The sequence below is a fragment of the Olleya aquimaris genome (genome assembly GCF_003259525.1).
In the GTDB taxonomy this organism is placed as follows: domain Bacteria; phylum Bacteroidota; class Bacteroidia; order Flavobacteriales; family Flavobacteriaceae; genus Olleya; species Olleya aquimaris.
In genome coordinates this window covers 134,374-155,128 of the sequence record NZ_QLLO01000003.1, presented here as the reverse complement: position 1 = coordinate 155,128, position 20,755 = coordinate 134,374, and the positions used below count along the sequence as shown (strand labels likewise).

Sequence of the window (20,755 nt, the reverse complement as noted above, 5' to 3'; positions counted from 1 at the left end):
ACTAATCACTAAAGACAATTAATTGAAAAAATGTCAATAAACCACATCGTAACACCTTTAGACTCTGCCTATTTAGATAGCAAAGAACAATATGTGTTTTATCACAAAAAGGTGGACTTTGCGTTAAAAGAATTAATTGTTGGTGTCCAACAAAACGGATTGTGTACACCACAAGAAGTTATTTTCTTTAAGCAATATTGTGATTTACTACTGTATTCTATCGAAGCCATGCGTATTAAGTATATGTACGATGAAGAAGATAACATGAAGGTGGATGTTACAGATTCTGGTTTTCCAAATTATTTAGAGTTTAGATACTTGTATAACGATTTGTCTTTACGCGATAATTACTTAAACAAGCTTAAAGACGTCTCAGAGCTTCAAGAAGAGTTTCTAGATCAATTACTACGTAAAAAGCAACCTGTTAGACGTGATAAACTGTTTCAAGCAGCATCCATAGTCTACTACACATCAGTAGAACAGCAGTATATTTTTAATCGTTTTGTTCAAGGTAAAATAATTAAAGCACCAGAGAGTAGTCAAGCAGAATATATGACCAGTTGGAGTTTTTATGATGTGTCCTTAAACAGACCCTTTATTTGTTTCATGTATTTTGATTATGATGGAAAAGACCCATTAAAAGATAAAGACAACATTTACGAGACATTAAAAACTGTTGCAGATCGTAAAATGGACATGGATACTATGGCTTATGGTATAGATAGACGTTTAAAAAATGTGTTTCCAAAACATATTAAACGATTAGATATAGGAGCATTTCATAACGTATTTGCAAAAGACGATAACGATTTAACGCATACTATTCTTGAAGCAATAGCAAAAAAAGAAGTGCCATTAGAAGCTTATGCGTTATCCTTTAAAATACACGAAGTATTTTCTGGAAGTACTTTTAAAGAAGGTGGTTATTTTAGTAAGCAAACGCTTCAAAATTGGAGCCCACCAATTAAACAAGGCTATGTGTTTGCACCACACAGAATCATACAATTGCTATATAACAAAAATCCTGATATTATGAATAAGTTGGCAAAACCACCTTTTCAGGTATCTGATTTAAAAATTGATAAAATATAAAATTAGTAGGCAGTCAGCAGTTAGCAGTTTGCAGTCAGCAGTCAGCAGTCAGCAGTTGGCAGTTGGCAGTCAAATAAAGAATTAGAGTAAAATAATGAGTTTTAAAACATTGTTAGCCTATAAAAAAGGATTTAGTTTGGCTATGGAGATATTTCATCTAACTAAAGATTTTCCCAAGTCAGAAATATTTGTTTTAAGTTCTCAAATGATAAGATCAAGTAGAGCAGTTTGCTCCAATATTGCTTAGGGTCATAGAAAACGTCAATATGAAAAACATTTTAAAAGTAAATTATCTGATGTTGATAGTGAAAATTCAGAAACTCAATTGTGGTTAGATTTTGCTTTTGAATGTCAATATATTTCAGAAAACAAAAGAAAAGAATTACAAAACAAAAGTGAAGAGGTTGGAAAACTTCTTAATTATATGATTAACAATCCCGATAAATTCGGTTTAAAATAAAAATTAGCAGTAAGAGTAAAAGTACTGAGTGAGTACTGAAGACTGCAAACTGCATACTGAAGACTAATAAACATGGAGCACAACTCAACATTCCCAATAAAAAAATCAGAATTAGACGTTTTACGTGACGAAGCCTCATCATACTTAAAAAGTGTAAGTTGGGAGCAAGGAGCACGTGCAAAAAATAAAGATAAAGACGCTAAAGACGACTCAATTTTATTGTACCTGTCTAAAGCAAATAATGGATCATCAGTAAGTATTACATCTGTATCAAAAACAATTTTAGCCTTAAAAAAACGCCTATTACCAGATTCTATTGCCATTCCTTTATTTTTAAATCAAACTTTATTTGCGGTTCAAGAAGGACTAACCTTAGGGATTTGGATAAAAGATAGTTATTACGATGCGTCTGGTTTATCTAGTTTAAACGAGCGTAAATCCGCTTTAGATGCTAGTGGAAGACGCGAGTATGAAAGCAAAATGCAAACTGCAAGTGCCTTTATGCTATTTGCTTCAGCTTATAAAATTTTGCATTTATTAAAACCACACGCTTCAGATGATTTAAGTGTGATGAAGCAGAAATTTGCAGGTATTCCTGAAGTGTCTTTAATGACTCCTTTAAAAGGAATTTCCTGTGCATTATTCTATTATGACAAATACTTAGCACATCCAGATATTATTAAAAGTGATAAGGATGTTGCCGATTTTACAGTTGTATATTTTGAAGCATTAATTGATGAAATTAATTTACGAAGAAGTAGTTTAGAATACACCGAAACTATTGTAGATAGAACGTATAAATTAGAAAAAAGCGATTTTGCTATTTCTGGTTGGGAAAACACCTTTCAAGGCACAGCTAAAAGTGTCGAGTTTAATAAAATACAGTTTGAGCAAATTGTAGGAAACAGAGATGCTAAGCACTTTGCACGTCGTTTAACTGAGCGTATGCTAAGCTACGATTTTGAAGCAAAGAAAAATCCATTTCAAGAATTAGGTGGTTTTATGCCAGTGTTTATGGGTTATGGTATTCCAGGAACAGGAAAAAGTATGCTTATTGCAGCAATAGCAACACGATTAAAAGAGCATTGCGATCATTTAGATATTCCGTTTTTATTTCACCCAATGCCAGACACGTTGATTAGTACGTTTCAAGGTGGATCTGCAGAGAAAATGGTGGATTGGATGAAACCTTTGCAAGACCCAAACAAGCTTATTTTTGCACCAATAGATGATGCTGAAAACAATTTACAAGAGCGTACCACACAAGGTGTTTCTGCTGGAGTAAAAGAGGTAATTGGTGTGTTTTTAAGATACACAGAAGGAGCTTATGCGGTAAACTATGGAAACAGTTCTATTGGGTTATTTACAAACTTGCCAGAAATGCTAGACAAAGCAGTTATTTCTCGTGTACAAGGACGTTTTAAAATAGATGGAGCACGTAATGAACACGATTTTATTGATCAAGATCATTTGTGGTGGAGAAAATTAGATAAAACTATGCCTAGTTTTGTGAATATGAGTAATCCAAACGATTACAAGTATTTAGATGCACAACAAGTCGCTAAAAACTTGGGTGAAATTTTAGATAAAGTTGATAAACCAACAGAGCAACGTGTGTTAGACACGTTTAATAAAGTAGAAAGCAAATACAAAGATACAGAGCATATGTTTTATGCGCATTTATATACAGAGATTCAGAAGATATTTCCATTCTTTTCGTCTCGTGATGTGCGTAATATTCAAAAAGCAGTGTCTTTGCGTTTAACCGATTTTGACTTAGAGCCAGATTGGTTTGACAATCCAGAAATATATTTCAAAAAAGATTACGATACTAAATTTGGCATGTTGCAAGAGTTAATGCGAGCTAACATGAAAGGTTTAGACTTTTCAGACATTAGACGTCAAGAAGTAGTACGATATTTAGACAATGTAGCTACAATTGCAGATACCGATTTTAAACGAAAAGTAGATGCTAGAATTAATCAACTTAATATCGAAACTGCTGCAAGAGAGCAATTTGGTAAATAACAACTATACATATGGAAGAGCAATTAAAAACTAATGATGTAAAAAAAGAATCCAGTCTTGGCATACAAGATTATCTATCTATAGGTTACGTATTCTTATTGGTTTTGGGTGTTTTTTACCAAACTATATATTTTAAATATTTAGGTGTTAATATTTTAGAATACTCTTCAATTTTAGATGTTTTAATTAGTCCAATTGCAGTATTAACGGGAGATTTAAAGTTATTAGTTGGGGTTGTTGTTTGTTGTGTTTTGGCATTAGTTTATGCAAAATATCTTCCAAAATATTACGATTGGTTAAGCAAAAAGAAAAAGTATCAATCTGGTAAGAAAAAAGAAAAGTTAGATAAAGTAAGACAGTCACTTAAAAATGGATCAAAAGCATTAATAATGTTTCTAATTGCTTTATATATTATGGGAGGATTTATAGGTTTTGGAATTGGTCGTGGTCAAAGAACCCAGGAACGTATTAATGATGATGACTATAAATTAACACACCAAATTACTTTTGAAGATGGTCAAGTTTCTCAAGTAAAAATGTTAGGTAAAAACAGTTTATATATATTTTATATAAACAAAGGAGATAAAGAGGTTTCTATTGCACCAATTGATAGTAATATTAAACTGATTAAAAAATTAAAAAAAGAAACTAAGGATTAGTTTACATGCAAAAACTAAAACAAGCCAATTTATACAGAAGTGAGCTCATTCCAGTTAGTGGAAAATTAGTAGAGCGTTATAACCAATGCCTAAAGAAGTTAGGTTTTGCGCCAACTAATCTTACCCAATTTTCAATAGATGGTATAGGTTATAGTCCAGAAATAGCAGAAGAAAAAGGCACCACCATGTATTTAAATAATGGTGAAGCTAATCCGCATGCTATCATAATTTCGCCTTTACAAAAGGGTAAACCTGTGTATTCTCCATTTCATAGTTTTGATAGAGAGATGATGAAACAAGTGTTTCAAGTCCATGGTACAAAAATTAATGATATTACCAGAGACTCTGCTATCTGCATCGATTTTGACCAAGATATTGATGCGTTTTACGAGCCACTTGATGTACTAAAATATGATAAGGTTTATATTAAATTTCATTTAATAAACAATTTAGATCAAGTACAGAAAGAACAGCAAAAACTAATTGACACCTTTAAGCAAGGACATAATTTTATAGATGAAGATTTGCATGCTCAACTTTTAGAATCTGCTAAAACGTATGGCGATTTGCGAGGTAGAGATTTAAGTTTACATAGTTTGCAATATCAAACAGATTCGTTTTATACCAAGTCATTTGGAGGTGTTTATGTGCTTCGTGATTTTATTTCGCCTATTGTAGTTTTTGAAGATTTAAAATGGTACAAAGAAGCGATTAAAGATACGACTCACGACGTTATTATCTTTCATATTGAGCAGCCAGAATTAATGGAAAAATTACGTGATCATGTAATCATAGAACATGACTTAGAGGAAGCTCTTAATACAGATAGATACCAACGTATTAAAAAAATGGAGTTTGCTATGGCTTTAAAAGATACGCAACATCCATTACGTGATATTTTAAGTGACCCTGTGTTGTTTAAAAGTTATTTAAACAAATTGGATATTGATACCAGAAAGCGTGTGATGGGAGTGGAGTTGTACTTAGACAAATTAGAAGTGAGTAACCAATATAAGATTGCAGATATTGTAGATAAAAATTTATTTAATGCATTGCATACACCTCATTCTTCTTTACCAGCCAATCACCAAGACTTGATATGGAAGTTGTTGATTAATGTCTCACCTAGAGACGTGTTGTTTTTGTATTGGTACGACAAAGAAGAGTTTTATAAGCAATATGTTACTTGGGACGATTCCTTTAAAGATTGGGTTATTGAAACTATTAACAATAATATATAAACAAAAAAACCAGATGATAACATCTGGTTTTTTTATTTATCTATAATTTAAAATTTATCGTTTTATAAATTTCTGAACGTATTTAGAGTTTTCAGATTCAATTTCAATAAAGTATAAACCTTGTGACAATGCAGTAACATCTAATTGGTGTTTAAGTTGATTGTTTTGAAGTGATACACTATTAATTAATCGTCCATTGATATCATAAACAGACACTTTATCAATGGTTTCCTTAGCTTCAATGGTAAGATTGTTACCTGCAGGATTTGGATACAATAAAAATGAATTGGTTTTAAAATCGCTCACAGATAATGTTTGTTCTGGCGCAAAACTATAGGTGCCATCTATACCTGTAAAATTACCTGTCATTTTAACATTTCCATTATAGTCGGTAATAGTTGGAACAATAGTTTCAGAGGTACCAGAAGTTGATTCTCTATATATTCTTAAATCACTTCTAGTAAATGAACCTCCAGCATTAGCAACAGCAGTTTCCCAACCTGATACTTCCGCTTCTGTAAAATAAAAAGTTATAGTAGCATCACTAGATTGAGAGGGTTGTGTTGTTGTAATTGTAAATTGTTTATCTGTAGCTAATAACGCGCCTGTACTACCTTGAAACGATTGTCCGCTAGTTCCTGATCTAGATACTGCTACATCTATACAATCATAATCTGTACCATCATTATTTATAATATCGGTCATTATGCTTCCATCACCAGCATCATATGCATAAATTGTTCCAGCACTAGCTAAAGGTAAGGTTGCACTTGTGGTACCATCATTGGTATTAGTTTGGATTAATGCATTACCATTTCCATCTACAGAAAAATTATCTATAGCAAAACCGTAAGCCCAATTTCCTAAATCGTTATATAAAAAAGAAATCATAACACTAGATTGTCCAGTATAAGCAGATAAGTCTAAGCTTAGATTGGTCCAAGTACTGTAAGTAATAAATTCGTTTCCTAAGTTGACCCAAGTAAGTCCATTGTCTGTAGATACTTGCGCATACGTATCTGATGCATATTGGTTATTACTATCTGTGTGTATTATATCAAAGGTTACACTAGCTGAACTAACACTAGAAAGGTCAAAAACAGTATTATACATTAAACGTTCGTTATTCATTGTACAATTACAAGCATCATCGTTAATAAACACAAAGTTAGTTGCATTACCTGCAGCACTCCAAGATCCAGAACTAGCAGTAGTAGCATCACCTATAGCAAAAGGTGTAGTTGCGTTTCCAGTAACTGTCCAATTAGATAGGGTGTTTTCAAAATCATCAAAAGCATAATTAATTTGGTTTCCAACAGAAGGGTCATAATCATCATCTTTAATAGAGACAGTTAATGTATCTTGAAAACCAAGTTCTGCATCACCACCATTTGCGTTAAGCGCTAATTCTAAAACTATAGTTTCTTCACCTTCAACAAATGCATCATTATACACTCTAATAGTACCCGTTTTATCGGTATTATCTCCTGCTACAAAAGTAACAGTACTAGGTGTAATCAACTCATAATCATTATTATTGGTGGCAGTACCTCCTTGAAATAAAAACGTCACATCAGCATTTTGAGAAGCTGGTAATGCCATTCTTAATGTAAAATCTATATCTTGAAAATCACAACCTGTTGCTTCATTTACAACTATATTGGCGTTACCAAAACTTATTGAAGGTGTTATAGGGTTTGGATCATCAACACCTCCATTAGGCATATTTGCTCCAATAGCAGCGATAAGCTCGTCACTACGACCATGAGACCCATTTGGACATCCACCTGTATTATGGATGGCTACCACTAAATTATCAGAATAACGAAGTACAGGAGAACCAGAACTACCACCTTCTGTATCACAATGGTATTCTACACGCGAAGGTAAACCACCAGCATTAGTAATTTGTGCAAACCCGTTGGCATCACCATTAGTATCAGTATTAACTGCAATTTCTTTTCTTCGACCTCCAGGATGTTGTGGAATATAAATTCGTTCTCCAACAGAAGGCGGATTTGAAGCCAAACTTAAATAACCATAAGTAGCAACTGGATTTACCGGTAACATCACTAAAGTAAAATCTAGATTGGCATCCGTTTGGATAAAAGTTGATGTAGTAGCTACTAAATCAAAAATATCATCTGTAATTCCAACGCAATCACTATATTGATAATTAAATAAAAACTCGGTGTTTAAAGCATCTGCAGCATCGCCAATACAGTGGTTGTTAGTCATGATATTTCCTTCAGTTCCTAAAAGCCATCCAGTACATAAACCGCCTCCTCCAATTAAAAGTCTACAAACAGCTTCGGCTTTTCTTCCCATTTCTGTTCCATCATAACACACAATAGCTTCTTTATCATCTACACTGCAAATAGTTTCAAAATCAGATTGCACATATTGAAACGCATTATTGATTTTATCCATACTATAACCATAAGCAACAGTATCAATATCAAATCCATAATGGGTATTATTACCTTGAGCACTGTATAATTCTACAATTATATGGTCACTCCAAATGGTTCTTGACCAAAAGTTGCTAATCATTTCGTTTTGTGTTCCTATAACTTTTCCTTGATTAGTGTAAATAATCTCATCTAATGTTATTGGACTATATACTTTAACGAAGTCGCCAGGTTTTAAATCGAAATTTTTAAAATGAACTTTTACATAACCAGAACCGGTTGATCTAAATTCTTTTTGATAGACCATTCCAGAATTGTTTGAGTTATAGTCTAAAGTAGCTGAAGCATTTACAGGAAACTCATCTGCAATCTTAAGTAGGCCACCATCATCTTGGGCTTGTAATAACGAAAAATTAATAGATAAGGCTAGTGTTAGGAGTGTAATTTTTTTAATCATTTGTTTAGTTTATTAGTAATAGCGCTTAAATATAAGTTGTATTATTTTGTATCTAAAATATTTAACTAATTAAATCGCTAAAAAACATACATTTATGTATTAGCTATTAGCACTAATTATTGTTTGTATTCTTGTAACAATTCTTATAACTTTACTACATATAATAAAAAAAACTTATGGGCTTAGATATTATCATATTTATTGGAGCAATCCTTTTCGGAATTTTTGTGTATTGGACAGAGTCTAAAAGTAATGGCTTATACCGTTTTTTTAATAAGCTTTTTAATAGTAAAGAATTGCAAATGAAACCAACTGAAACAAAGGGTTTTATTTACAAGCAAGAATTTTTACCAAGACTAGTTTATCTTGCTGTAGCATATTTAGTTATTGGATTAATCATTCAATTTTTAACACCTATTGAAATTTTTTCTAATTATGAAGGTGTTTCTGCTTTTGCTTCTGCAATCTTTGGAACTTTGATTGGAACTTATCTAGCTAATTTTGTTTTAAAATCTGGAGAAGTTTTAGAAGAGCAGTCAGACTCTATAGAAGATGTAGTCAAAGATGGAATAAATAAAGGAAAAGAATTTTTAGAAGATTTAAAAAATAAAGACGCTAAAGTTGTAGAAGAAGCTAAAAAAGAAATTAAAGAAGAACCTAAAGCACCAGAAAAAAGCGCAAGAGAACGCTTAAAGGATAAAGGCTTAATGTAATGTATCAATATCTTTCTTAAACCTTTTAATCTCTTATTAAATCACCAAAATATAATTAAGCCAATACAATAAAGCCATGATAAAAAACTACTGGAATAGAGGAGGTAAACAAAAAGTAATTGTCATAATACTATCCTTAATAGTCATAGGTTTATTGTTTTTTTTAAGAGACGACTATCAACCATTACTGTTATTTATTCGCAAATATATCTTTATCATTTTACTTAGTGCATTAGTTTTGGTTTTAGGATTAAGAAGTTTTAGACGTTCTGCATCTACAGGGAATCGACTAGGGATATTAGGATTGCTTTTGGTGTTTTTTGGATTGTTATACGTTGGTGGTTGGCATTTTCAGTTGTATGATTATATGAAAACCTACAACGTGTTTAACGATTTAAATAAAGTTGAAATAGATGAGCTTCCCTTAACACAAAACGAACGTATCCAACCACTGCGTAATATTTTTTCTATGGCTAATGAAAGTGTAGGAGAAACAAAAGATGTCTCGCTGCCTCATTTGGTTAGAATAGGTGATGAGAATAAGTGGACTATGGCGATTCAACCTACAGAAAAATATATCTGGCAAGGAATAAGCGATAATACAGAAGAAGTATTTGCTGTATCAAGTACGACGCCTTTTCCTCGTTTTTCTAACGAAAACCGAATTCCAGTTACATTCTCAATTGGTGAATCTTTAAAATTTAGTAGAAATACTTACAACGCTGTTGTGCAACGTTTTAATCCTTGGATGTTATTTAACTATGAGCCAAGCGATACGTTTTATATGAAAAATGATGAAGGACAATGGGTGGAAGTAGTAAGTTTAATAAAATGGAAAGGTTTTTTCTTCCCATATCCTACCTTTGGAGGCGTTATGGTTATAGACAATGGAGCACATGATTTTAACGATTATATCGAGCGTGTTACAATAGGAAAAGGGACTTTTATTGCTCCAGAGGAATTGAAAAACCATACCTACTTAACGCGACAAAATACGTTATCTGAAAAAGTATCCCGTCTACAAGCAGAGTCTTTAAAGTTTTTAGGTGGATTTAGCGATCCATTACCATGGAATATGGAAACTGCAGTTAAAATTCCGGATTTACCAGACGATCAAAATCAGCAACCATTTGTTACAGATTTTGATTTTTCAGAATCTAAGTCGGATGCTTACAGTGGTTTATACCATTGGTTTGGATTAGAACCAGTAGGTGATGAGCGTACTAGTTTAACCTTTAGTGTATTTGTACCAGCAGACGGAACTAATACTTTGTACTACTACGACCATGCATCTAAAAAACAAGGGTATGCAGGTGTATCTGCGATGCCTTTAAAGGTTATTGAATCTAGAAAAGAATACGATTGGTCTGTAAATAAACCTGTAGAATTTAGACCTTACATCAAAAATATTGCAGGTCGTAAGCGCATGTTCTTTCTAGGAACTATTTCTTCAATAAAAGAAGAAGGTTCTCAGTTTGATGGAAGTGCTACACCAGATTTAGCGTTAATTGATAGCGAGTATCGTGATGTAGTTTGGATTGATGCAAAACATCCAAGTCAATGGGATAAAACGGTTTATAATCAGTTAAACGAAGCTTGGCGTGCTAGCGAAGGAATTGGCAATTATTTTCAAGACGATAACACAATGTTAGATGCTTTAAGTGATATAGAGGATAAAGTCGTTTCAATAGATTCTACATTAACTAATACTTCAAACAAAGACTTGACTGTAGAAGAACTTAAAGCACAAATAGATTCCATTAAAAAAGCTAGACAACAAAGTGAAGTAGAACGTTTACAACGCGAACTAGACTCATTAAAAGCTTTAGAAAACTAACTAAATTGTTTAAAAATATCGTTTACAACGGTTTCAATTTTTAGGTTTTTTTGTTCTTTTTCTAAGATTTTAGCTGGTACCATTCGCTCTTTACAATCTTTGATCGCACAACGCTCGCAAGTAACACCAACATTAAAGGTTTCAATTTTTTTGTCCTCTAAAAAGTTAAGCTTTCTTTTTAATTGTTGGTTAATTAATAATCCTATACTAACGCTTCTATATTGGTCGGTTTTAAACGGATCTTTAGTTGCAGAAGACAATACTAAATACGATTGGTTACTATCTGGATAATTAGAGATTTGTAAATTAAACACATGTTTATCATTTGTATTTACAATGTCTTTTAACACTTTTAAAGACATCCAACGTCTGCAATAATGCTCGTTAGTTTCGTTAGCATGAGGCGAATGTTGATGTGATAAATGCAGCTCTTTAGTTAAGTAAAAGTTTGGACTATTTTTTTTATGTATAAATCGTAAGAAAAATAAATTCTGAATATTAAAATCTTTAGGTAAAATATTAGTTAAACGTTGATAAAAAGATTCTGGAGAAGCGTTAAACGATTGTGCAATTTGTACAAATTGCTTATCATCAAATGTTTTTTTCTTAAATAGTTTTTCTACTTGATTGGTAAGTAATTCTTGCGGTAAAATTAACGAACCAGCAAAATAAGATGCGTAAAAGTTATTTAATACTTGATCAAAATTTTCGAATTTAATCCAGGAAAACGTATATAATCGTTCTTTATAATTCAAATAATTATACGCAATTTCTTTAGAATAAATAAACGTACGTTGGGCTTCATCTATATGATTAGCCACTAACAACGTTTTTGTTTTAGGGATGAAAATAGATCTTAAACTATCTAATTCTTTATAATTTTCTAATTCTTTATTATTAATGGTATAGCCATATTCTTCAACTAAAATTTCTTCTAATTCTAAAGACGAAATATTAGCTTTTAAATCTAATTGATAAGCTTCTACAAACTTAATTACGCTTTGCTCCAAAACTTCAAAATAGTTATTATTTGCTTCTTGAAAAGATCTTACAGACGCCAAATAAAAACTTTCTTTGCTAAAGCTGTAATGCTGTGCTATTTCTATAATAGTACTAATAAATGCATTGACTTTATCTGGTGCATTTGCAACAATATCTATCAAGTCGCTTTCTTTTATACCAAATAATTCTAACGGAATTTCCTTTAAAATCTTCGACTTTAAGATATCACCAATTGGCGCTAAATTTTTATCCAATTTTAAGGATACAAATTGATCGTAAGGCACATCTAATTTTTCAGATAATATTGCAATCTTATCAGGTTTAGGATATTTTTTTCCTTTTTCAATTTCGTTTAAATACGATTTTGATAACCCAGATAATTTAGATAATCCAAATAAGGATAAATTCCTGTCAGTTCTTATCTGCTTTAGCTTTAAGCCAAAAATTAACTTAATATAATCTTCTTCCATAATAGCAAATATAATCAATTTTGCGAATATTAATTTTTAGCGAAAAAACAAAAACAGCGAACGTTCGCTTGTTTTTTTCAAAAGTTTGTTTTAATATTGCTTTATAAATACAAAACGTCATGGAATACAGCACATTAAAATTACCAACAGTACAATTTTCTAAAGCGGTAAAACAGTATTACCCAATAATTTTAACCGACGAAGCTTTAGAGTTTCTTTCTGCTTTACACGAAAAGTTTAATTCTAATAGATTACAATTATTGTCCAGACGTGTAGAACAACAAAAGGTGTTTGACCAAGGTAAATTTCCAGAATTTCCTAGAGAAACTAAAGCCATAAGAGAAGGTGATTGGACAGCAAATGCAATTCCGGAAGATTTACAAGATAGACGCGTAGAAATCACTGGTCCAGTAGATAGAAAGATGATTATTAATGCATTAAACTCTGGCGCAAAAACTTTTATGGCAGATTTAGAAGATAGTAACGCGCCAAGTTGGAAAAACTCAATCGAAGGTCAGCAAAACTTATTAGATGCTAATAATAAGACTATTATTTTACACGATAGTAAACGTAATAAAACTTACAAATTAAACGATAAAATAGCAGCATTATTAGTGCGTCCAAGAGGCTTGCATTTAAACGAAAGACATCTTTTATTTAATGATCAAGAAGCGTCTGGAAGTTTAGTAGATTTTGGTTTGTATGTGTTTCATAACACCAAAATCATGCTAGAACATGGTACTGCGCCATATTTTTATCTACCAAAATTAGAACATTATTTAGAAGCGCGTTGGTGGAATGAGGTTTTTACCTTTGCCGAAAACTATTTAAATGTTCCTGTTGGCACATTTAAAGCAACGGTTTTAGTCGAAACTATTACGGCTAGTTTTCAATTAGATGAAATTATTTACGAGTTAAAAGATCATATTGTCGGACTTAATTGCGGACGTTGGGATTACATTTTTTCTTACATCAAAAAGTTTAGAAATCATCCAAATTTTGTTGTACCAAATCGCGATCAAGTAACAATGACGTCGCCATTTATGGACGCCTATTCAAAATTAGTAATTCAAAGATGTCATAAAAGAGGCATTTTAGCTATTGGCGGAATGGCGGCTCAAATTCCTATAAAAAATAACGAAACAGCTAATAAAGCTGCGTTAGAAAAAGTAAGAAAAGACAAAGAACGCGAAGTAAAAAATGGTCACGATGGGACATGGGTAGCACATCCAGCATTGGTAGAAGTAGCAATGAATGAATTTGATAAGCACATGAAAACGCCAAATCAACTTCACGTAACAAGAGATGATATTACTATCACTGAAGAAGATTTAGTAGAAATCCCAAAAGGAACTGTTACCGAAGCAGGAATAAGAAAAAACATAAACGTCGGCATTCTTTATATCGAAGCTTGGCTACGTGGTTATGGCGCAGTTGCGCTGTATAATTTAATGGAAGATGCAGCTACAGCAGAAATCTCTAGAACTCAAGTTTGGCAATGGTTAAAAAATGAAGTGACTCTAGAAGATGGACGAGTGTTTAACAACCAATTATTTACTGATATATTTGATGATGAAGTTGAAAAATTGATCACAGAAATAGGAGACGATGCTATTAAAAACACAAAATTTGAATTAGCGATATCGTTATTTAAATCTTTGGTAACTGCAACCGAATTTGAAGAGTTTTTAACATTACCAGCTTATAAATACTTATAAAAAAAAATGATCCTGCGATTGCGGCAACAATCAACAGGATCCAATTATTAATAATAAATAACTATTACAAAATTATGAAAAATTTATTTGATACTAATTACAATTCTGCTTTACAAACAATACAAGATTTAAAAGCAAAATTTGGTTCGACTTGGGAAGCAATTTCGGCACAAAATGGCGCAAGAATGAGGTTTCAAAACCAATTTAAAACAGGTTTAGATATTGCAAAATATACTGCAGCTATTATGCGAAAAGATATGGCAGAATATGATGCAGATGCTTCAAATTATACACAGTCTTTAGGTTGTTGGCATGGTTTTGTGGCACAACAAAAAATGATTGCTGTAAAAAAACACCACAATACAACAAATAAAAGATACTTATACTTGTCGGGTTGGATGGTAGCTGCGTTGCGTTCTGAATTTGGACCATTACCAGATCAATCTATGCACGAAAAAACAGCTGTTCCTGCTTTAATTGCAGAGATTTATGATTTTTTACGTCAAGCAGATGCAATTGAATTAAACGATTTATTTAGACGTTTAGAATTAGGCGAAGATGTACAAGATCAAATAGATAATTTTCAAACACATATCGTACCAATAATAGCAGATATAGATGCTGGTTTTGGAAATGAAGAAGCGACGTATTTATTAGCTAAAAAAATGATTCAAGCTGGTGCATGTGCGATACAAATTGAAAATCAAGTGTCTGATGCCAAACAATGCGGTCATCAAGATGGTAAAGTAACTGTGCCACATGAGGATTTTATTGCAAAATTAAATGCGGTTAGATATGCATTTTTAGAACTTGGAGTTGATGATGGAATTATAGTAGCAAGAACAGATTCTGAAGGTGCAGGATTAACACAAAAGCTTCCGGTAAGTAAAACAAAAGGTGATTTAGCGTCTAAATATTTAGAGTTTGTAGATGCAAATCCAGTTAATATTGAAGACGTAACCGAAAATGAAGTGTTGTTAAAACGAAACGGACAATTAGTAAAACCTGTACGATTAGCCAACGGATTGTATAAATTTAAAGAAGGTTCTAATATAGATAGAGTAGTGCTAGATTGTATTACTAGCTTACAAAATGGTGCAGATCTTTTATGGATAGAAACGCCAACACCAAACGTAAAGCAAATAGCACATATGGTAAATCGTGTAAAAGATGTTGTGCCTAATGCTAAATTAGTTTACAATAATTCACCATCGTTTAATTGGACTTTAAACTTTAGAAATCAAGTGTATGAAGAAATGTTAGCTGAAGGTGAAAATATGACTGCTTACGACCGTAATAATTTAATGGATGCAGAATATGATAATACCGAATTATCGTTTAGAGCAGATCAAAAAATTAAAACATTTCAGATGGATGCAGCTCGAGAAGCAGGCGTTTTTCATCACTTAATAACATTACCTACGTATCATACTACAGCGTTACATATGAATGATTTAACCAAAGGTTATTTTGGTAAAGATGGTATGTTAGCTTACGTTAAAGACGTGCAAAGACAAGAAATACGCAAAGGTGTAGCTTGTGTAAAACACCAACGTATGGCTGGATCTGATTTAGGAGACGACCATAAAACTTTTTTTGCAGGAGATAATGCTTTAAAAGCTGGTGGCTCAAAAAATACTTCAAATCAATTTGAAACTAAAAAACAGGTTAAAAAAGAGGAAAATACTATAAGCGTTGTTGCTTAATTAATTTGTTAGTTTTAATTGAAAAAGCACTCTAAAAATAGAGTGCTTTTTTTATTTAATTCATATTAAATTCCATTTTAATATTTGCTCTTTTGTAAGGTGTGTTTGGTTCTAGCTTAACTTCTTTAAATCCAATTTTTTTATACAAATAAATGGCATTTTCTAAAGATCTGTTAGAATAAAGTAATAAGTTTTTAAACTTATTTTCTTTACCAAAATTTATAGCATGGTTTAATAGTTTTTGTCCAATTTTTTGACCTCGCATTTCAGGTAAAACAGCCATTTTTGTAAGTTCAAAACCTTCTTTATCTTTTAATGACATAAATGCATAGGTACCAACTATAGTATCGTTTAATTTTACAAAAAAGATATAACCACCTTTGTTAATTATATACTTTTCAGGTTGGCTTAAAACGTCTTCATCTAAAGGTTCTACATAAAAATAGGTTTGTAACCACTCTTTATTAAGTTTATAAAAATCTTTAGAGTATTTTTTGTCAAAAGGAATGATGGAAACTTTATCTATCATAATTAATTTAAAAAACTTAGAGCAAATAGTAACAATAATATAGAGATAACACAGATAAAAAACGTGAGATTAAATATAGATTTATCGGCTATTTTTTTTCTAATTAAATCTATAATCATCCAAATGGGTATAATTATACTTAAGATTAATGCAGGAATGGTAAATACTTCAGACAAGGTTTCAAACCAATCTAATTGTACTTGATTAATATGTAAAAAGAGTAGTGTAATAATAAATACAAAAACAACAAAAGTTATTGTAAGTCTTATATATTCAATGTTAAGCTTTGTCATGTATTTTAGAGTTAGAACGAATAAAATCGGTTATTAAATAACTAATTAATTTGCCTACTTGGTGCGCGTTTTTCTTTTTGGCTATAGCTTCGCAGATATGTAAATAACTTGCCTGTTCTAATGCTGCAAAATAATGCAAAAATTGTCTTGCTTTTTCGGCAGAAAATCCGCTAGAAGTTTGTGCGCTACTTGGCGTATTTATAATTGCGTCACAATCTATTTCAATTCCAAAAGTTGTATTATTTAGGTGTTTTTCGGCACGTTTTAATTCTTTTTTAAATTTAAGGTCTTGTCTTACAGCAATGGCTTCATAGGTGTTATAATTTAAGTGCTTATTATCATTAAAATGTTTAAATATATCAGCAGAGGTGTAATTTTCGTGTAAACCAAAAGCAAAATACCGTTTTAAAAATTTTTCAGCGTAAGCGTAACTAAAACCATTTCCGCTATGTCTTCCCTCTAAAGCTCTAAAATCTGTATGCGCATCAAAATTTATACTGTTAATAGGATGTTTTAACGCTAGACTAGTTCCTTTTATCATTCCATAAGCGTTATTGTGACCACCACCAATAGCAATAGGTATTTTACCTGCGCTTACAATAGTAGATACTAAATCCACAACGTGTTTATCTATTTCTGCAACTATTTTTCTAGCTTTATTAATATGTTTTGGATGGTCTTGTTTTAATTTAGACAACTGTTCTTGTTCTTCTGTAAAATCTAAATGCCCTAATAATAACACTTTATGTGCATCATTAAAACTATTATTTTGTGTATTTAACAAAATTTTAATTGTGGCATCCCAAGTAGTCGAAGTGCCTGATTTTCCGTGATTTGCAAATACACCAACTGCTTCGGGAAGACCAAAAATTACATAGCTGACGTCCAAACTTATAAGTGAATCGTATATATTTGAAACACTGGTTAAAAACTGAACATGTTCACCAAATTTAGTTTCACCAGAACGTGTATTGAGTAAATTATTTACAATTGAGTTATTATATAAAACTAATTTATCCATTTACTTTTTATATAGTTTTGAAAAATTAAAATTACGTTTTTATTATTAAACTTTTAACTAGAACAAAGAATTAACGTTTCACAATTAAAAAACAAATTATTATGGCAAATAACACTGCAAATACAGGATTAAAAGTAGCATTAGGAATAGCATTAGTTTTATTTATTGCAACAGGTATTTATACCTCGTCTTTATATAAAGACAAACAACAAACCGAACAACAGTTAACGACAGAAAAAAATGATGTTTTAAAAGATTTAAATGGTTTAAAAGCTAAATATGATGTTGCTTTAAGCGAAAACCAAGTTTCTAATCAAAGTTTAATAGAAGCAAGAGAGCGTATACAAGGTTTAATAGATTCTTTACAATTATCTGAAACAAATGTAAAAAGCTTATGGAGATACAAAAAGAAATATCTTGCATTACAAGATGAAATGGATGTGTTATTAGCTGAAAACGATAGGCTGAAAGTAGAAAACATGCAGTTAGCAACAAACTTAGATAGTACTAGAGTACAATATGAGCAAAGCAAGATGTTTAATGATTCTTTATTAGTTCAAAATACTGCACTTGCAACAGTTGTTGAAAATGCAGCAGTACTTACAACTGCTAATTTAAAAGGTTATGGAGTTATTGAGCGTAGTAACGGAAAACTAATACCTACAGAAAGAGCTAGACGAAGTGATAAAATTAGAGTGTGTTACACAGTAGCAAAAAACAAGTTAGTACAAGCGGGAGACAAAGAATTGTTTGTACAAGTAATAGATCCTAAAAACAATATATTAGGAGCAAACGAGCAAGTTAAATTTGGAGAACAAACTTTAAATTATAGTGTAATTAGCAAATTTAACTACGAAAACGGAAACCTAGATGTATGTGAGTTTGTTACTAATACTACAGAAGACGATTTTGAGAAAGGACGATACCAAGTCAATGTATTTAATGGAAAAGAATTAGTGTCAAGTTCAGAATTTACCCTCAAATAAGAACTTGTACTAATAGTAGTTAATTATTATATTAACAAACCTGAAAGCGTATTACTTTCAGGTTTTTTTTTACCACATTGGAAAGTATGAAATAATGAATTAAAAATTAAATAATTTCTCCATTAATTATAACAGTGTCAATATGATTATCTCCAAACGCATAAGGTAAATAATTATAGCTAGACAATGGTTTTGTAATTATTAAATTAGCCTTTTTACCTTTAGTAACACTTCCATATTGCTTAGCTATTCCCATTGCATAAGCGCCATTAATTGTAGCAGCATTTATGGCTTCCTCTGGTGTTAATTTCATTTTAATACAAGCAGTACTTACTACAAAATTCATGTTTCCAGATGGTGTAGATCCTGGATTATAATCTGTAGCTAAAGCTAATGGTAATCCAGCATCAATTAATTGTCGTCCAGGTGTGTATGGAATACTTAAAAAATAAGAGCAAGAAGGTAATGCAACAGGCATAGTATTACTACCTTTTAAGGCTTCAATATCTTCTGGATTTAACTCTTCTAAATGATCCACACTTAAAGCGTTATGTTTGACAGCTAAAGCAACACCACCAAATGCATTAAATTGATTGACATGTATTTTAGGGATTAAATTATACTGCTTTCCTGCGCTTAACATTTGATTGACATCTTCCAAATCAAAATAGCCTTTTTCACAAAAAATATCAATGTAATGTGCTAAACCTTCTTTAGCTATTTGTGGAAGCATCTCATTGATAATTTGATCTAAATATCCTTGTTTATTGTCTTTAAACTGTAAGGGTAAAGCATGAGCGCCTAAAAAGGTAGCTTTTACTTTTATAGGAAACTCTTGTTTTATACGCTTAATTACTCGTAACATTTTAAGTTCTGCTTCAGGAGTTAATCCATAACCAGATTTAATCTCTAAAGCTCCAGTACCTAGTTTCATAACGTTTTGTACTCGTTCAATCGATTGATTATAAAGTTCATCTTCACTAGTATTTTGAAGTGTTTTTGCACTATTTATTATACCACCACCTCGATTTGCAATGTCTTCATAGCTTAATCCGTTAATACGGTCCACAAATTCTTGAGATCTATCTCCAGCATACACAATATGTGTGTGAGAATCGCACCAGGTAGGCAAGACCATTTTTCCGGTAGCGTCTAGTATTTGGTCTGCTTCAATACCATTGATATTAGACATTAATCCAAAGTCAACAATAGTATCGTTATCTATAAGTAGGTAAGCATTTTTAAGAGTTGGTAATTCATTCATTTGATTACCAGACACTTTAATAGTTTTTTCGTCTCTAATTTGTAATAATTCTTTAATGTTTGTAATAAGTATTGACATATTGGATAACCTGTTAATTCACTCAAATATAGATAAAATGCATAGTATTGAACAATTCTTTAGGGTTTACTTATCATAACATTTTAATTGCGCTACATCGAAAAATTGTTGAGACAAGCATTTAAAACGATACATTTAGCCAGTGTGTAAATAAAAAATTATGGTAGCTGTAAAGCCAAAGTATTATAATGAGATATATTCTTATATATCTTCGTTTTATCCTGTTTCTGAACCCTCATTTGAATTAATGTTAGGAGCAGCAAAATTTAAAAAAATTAAAGCCGGAACTGTTTTAGATAATATAGGTGAAATACCTAATAAAATCTATATGCTTAACAATGGTGTTATGCGTTCTTACATTAGATTAGAAAGTGGCAAAGAGGTTACAAAAACCATTTTTGTGCCAAATGTTATTCTAGCTTCTTTTAATGCATTAATCAATCAAATACCCTCTGGAAGTATATATGAAACACTTACAGATTGTGAGATGTATGAAATAGAATACTCAGATTATAAATCGTTATGTAAGCAACATATTGACGTTTTAATGTTTCACACTAAGTTTTTAGAATTTTTGATTTGTCAAAATGATAAAAAACATATAGAGTTACTAACGTTAAATGCTAAAGGACGTTATTTAAAGTTAAGACAAATGATTCCTAACATCGATAATTTAATTCCACAATACCAAATAGCTGCCTATTTAAGCATAACGCCTGTCCAATTAAGCAGGATTAGAGCTAAGTTATAGTATTTATTAACATATGTTAATGGTTTAGCCTTTTATATG

Annotated in this window: 16 protein-coding genes and 1 pseudogene; 11 read left to right on the top strand and 6 right to left on the bottom strand. The window is 31.5% G+C overall.

Annotation, left to right across the window (positions count from 1 at the left end; genetic code table 11):
- Positions 1–30 precede the first annotated feature (30 nt).
- The 5 genes and pseudogenes from LY08_RS05600 to LY08_RS05580 all read left to right on the top strand — a co-directional run bounded on the left by LY08_RS05600 (position 31) and on the right by LY08_RS05580 (position 5,480).
- Complete coding sequence (locus LY08_RS05600; protein WP_111659468.1) at positions 31–1,092, top strand: hypothetical protein; 1,062 nt, start codon at positions 31–33, stop codon at positions 1,090–1,092.
- A 94-nt stretch (positions 1,093–1,186) separates the two neighbouring features.
- A pseudogene (locus LY08_RS05595) lies at positions 1,187–1,552 on the top strand (four helix bundle protein).
- A 72-nt stretch (positions 1,553–1,624) separates the two neighbouring features.
- A complete protein-coding gene (locus LY08_RS05590) occupies positions 1,625–3,580 on the top strand; it encodes an AAA family ATPase (RefSeq protein ID WP_111659467.1) in 1,956 nt (651 codons plus the stop codon).
- 11 nt (positions 3,581–3,591) lie between these two features.
- The gene (locus tag LY08_RS05585) at positions 3,592–4,239 is read left to right on the top strand and encodes a hypothetical protein (RefSeq protein ID WP_111659466.1); all 648 of its coding nucleotides are present in this window, start codon (positions 3,592–3,594) and stop codon (positions 4,237–4,239) included.
- Positions 4,240–4,244: 5 nt separating this feature from the next.
- Positions 4,245–5,480, top strand: a complete 1,236-nt coding sequence (locus LY08_RS05580; protein WP_111659465.1) for a DUF6638 family protein — start codon at positions 4,245–4,247, stop codon at positions 5,478–5,480.
- Positions 5,481–5,534: 54 nt separating this feature from the next.
- Here the strand turns inward: LY08_RS05580 and LY08_RS05575 are convergent, their stop codons facing one another.
- Positions 5,535–8,348: a trypsin-like peptidase domain-containing protein gene (locus LY08_RS05575; RefSeq protein ID WP_111659464.1), complete on the bottom strand. Its 2,814-nt coding sequence runs from the start codon at positions 8,346–8,348 to the stop codon at positions 5,535–5,537.
- Between the two features lie 176 nt (positions 8,349–8,524).
- On the opposite strand from LY08_RS05575, the gene LY08_RS05570 reads away from it, so the two are divergent.
- Positions 8,525–9,061, top strand: coding sequence for a hypothetical protein (locus LY08_RS05570; RefSeq protein ID WP_111659463.1), 537 nt, complete (start codon positions 8,525–8,527; stop codon positions 9,059–9,061).
- Between the two features lie 76 nt (positions 9,062–9,137).
- Positions 9,138–10,898 (top strand): hypothetical protein, encoded by a 1,761-nt coding sequence (locus tag LY08_RS05565; protein ID WP_111659462.1) that lies wholly within the window; start codon positions 9,138–9,140, stop codon positions 10,896–10,898.
- On the opposite strand, the gene LY08_RS05560 is transcribed toward LY08_RS05565, so the two are convergent.
- A complete protein-coding gene (locus LY08_RS05560) occupies positions 10,895–12,370 on the bottom strand; it encodes a helix-turn-helix domain-containing protein (RefSeq protein WP_111659461.1) in 1,476 nt (491 codons plus the stop codon). The genes LY08_RS05565 and LY08_RS05560 overlap by 4 nt on opposite strands.
- A gap of 119 nt (positions 12,371–12,489) precedes the next feature.
- On the opposite strand from LY08_RS05560, the gene aceB reads away from it, so the two are divergent.
- Both aceB and LY08_RS05550 read left to right on the top strand, forming a co-directional pair.
- On the top strand, positions 12,490–14,088 hold the full coding sequence (gene aceB, locus LY08_RS05555; RefSeq protein ID WP_111659460.1) for a malate synthase A: 1,599 nt from the start codon (positions 12,490–12,492) through the stop codon (positions 14,086–14,088).
- Positions 14,089–14,162: 74 nt separating this feature from the next.
- A complete protein-coding gene (locus tag LY08_RS05550; protein ID WP_111659459.1) occupies positions 14,163–15,794 on the top strand; it encodes an isocitrate lyase in 1,632 nt (543 codons plus the stop codon).
- 55 nt (positions 15,795–15,849) lie between these two features.
- Here the strand turns inward: LY08_RS05550 and LY08_RS05545 are convergent, their stop codons facing one another.
- From LY08_RS05545 to LY08_RS05535, 3 genes are read right to left on the bottom strand one after another with little or no spacing between them, the layout of a single operon-like run.
- Entirely contained in the window at positions 15,850–16,323 is a 474-nt protein-coding gene (locus LY08_RS05545; RefSeq protein WP_111659458.1) for a GNAT family N-acetyltransferase, read from the bottom strand.
- Between the two features lie 2 nt (positions 16,324–16,325).
- Entirely contained in the window at positions 16,326–16,616 is a 291-nt protein-coding gene (locus LY08_RS05540) for a hypothetical protein (RefSeq protein WP_111659457.1), read from the bottom strand.
- The gene (locus tag LY08_RS05535) at positions 16,603–17,637 is read right to left on the bottom strand and encodes a formimidoylglutamase (protein WP_111659456.1); all 1,035 of its coding nucleotides are present in this window, start codon (positions 17,635–17,637) and stop codon (positions 16,603–16,605) included. Before LY08_RS05535 ends, LY08_RS05540 begins: the two co-directional genes overlap by 14 nt.
- A gap of 101 nt (positions 17,638–17,738) precedes the next feature.
- On the opposite strand from LY08_RS05535, the gene LY08_RS05530 reads away from it, so the two are divergent.
- Positions 17,739–18,623, top strand: coding sequence for a chromosome partitioning protein ParA (locus LY08_RS05530; protein ID WP_111659455.1), 885 nt, complete (start codon positions 17,739–17,741; stop codon positions 18,621–18,623).
- A gap of 106 nt (positions 18,624–18,729) precedes the next feature.
- Here the strand turns inward: LY08_RS05530 and hutI are convergent, their stop codons facing one another.
- Entirely contained in the window at positions 18,730–19,965 is a 1,236-nt protein-coding gene (gene hutI, locus LY08_RS05525) for an imidazolonepropionase (protein WP_111659454.1), read from the bottom strand.
- Positions 19,966–20,125: 160 nt separating this feature from the next.
- Here hutI and LY08_RS05520 point away from each other — a divergent pair, with 160 nt between their 5' ends.
- A complete protein-coding gene (locus LY08_RS05520) occupies positions 20,126–20,716 on the top strand; it encodes a Crp/Fnr family transcriptional regulator (RefSeq protein ID WP_111659453.1) in 591 nt (196 codons plus the stop codon).
- Positions 20,717–20,755: the final 39 nt, after the last annotated feature.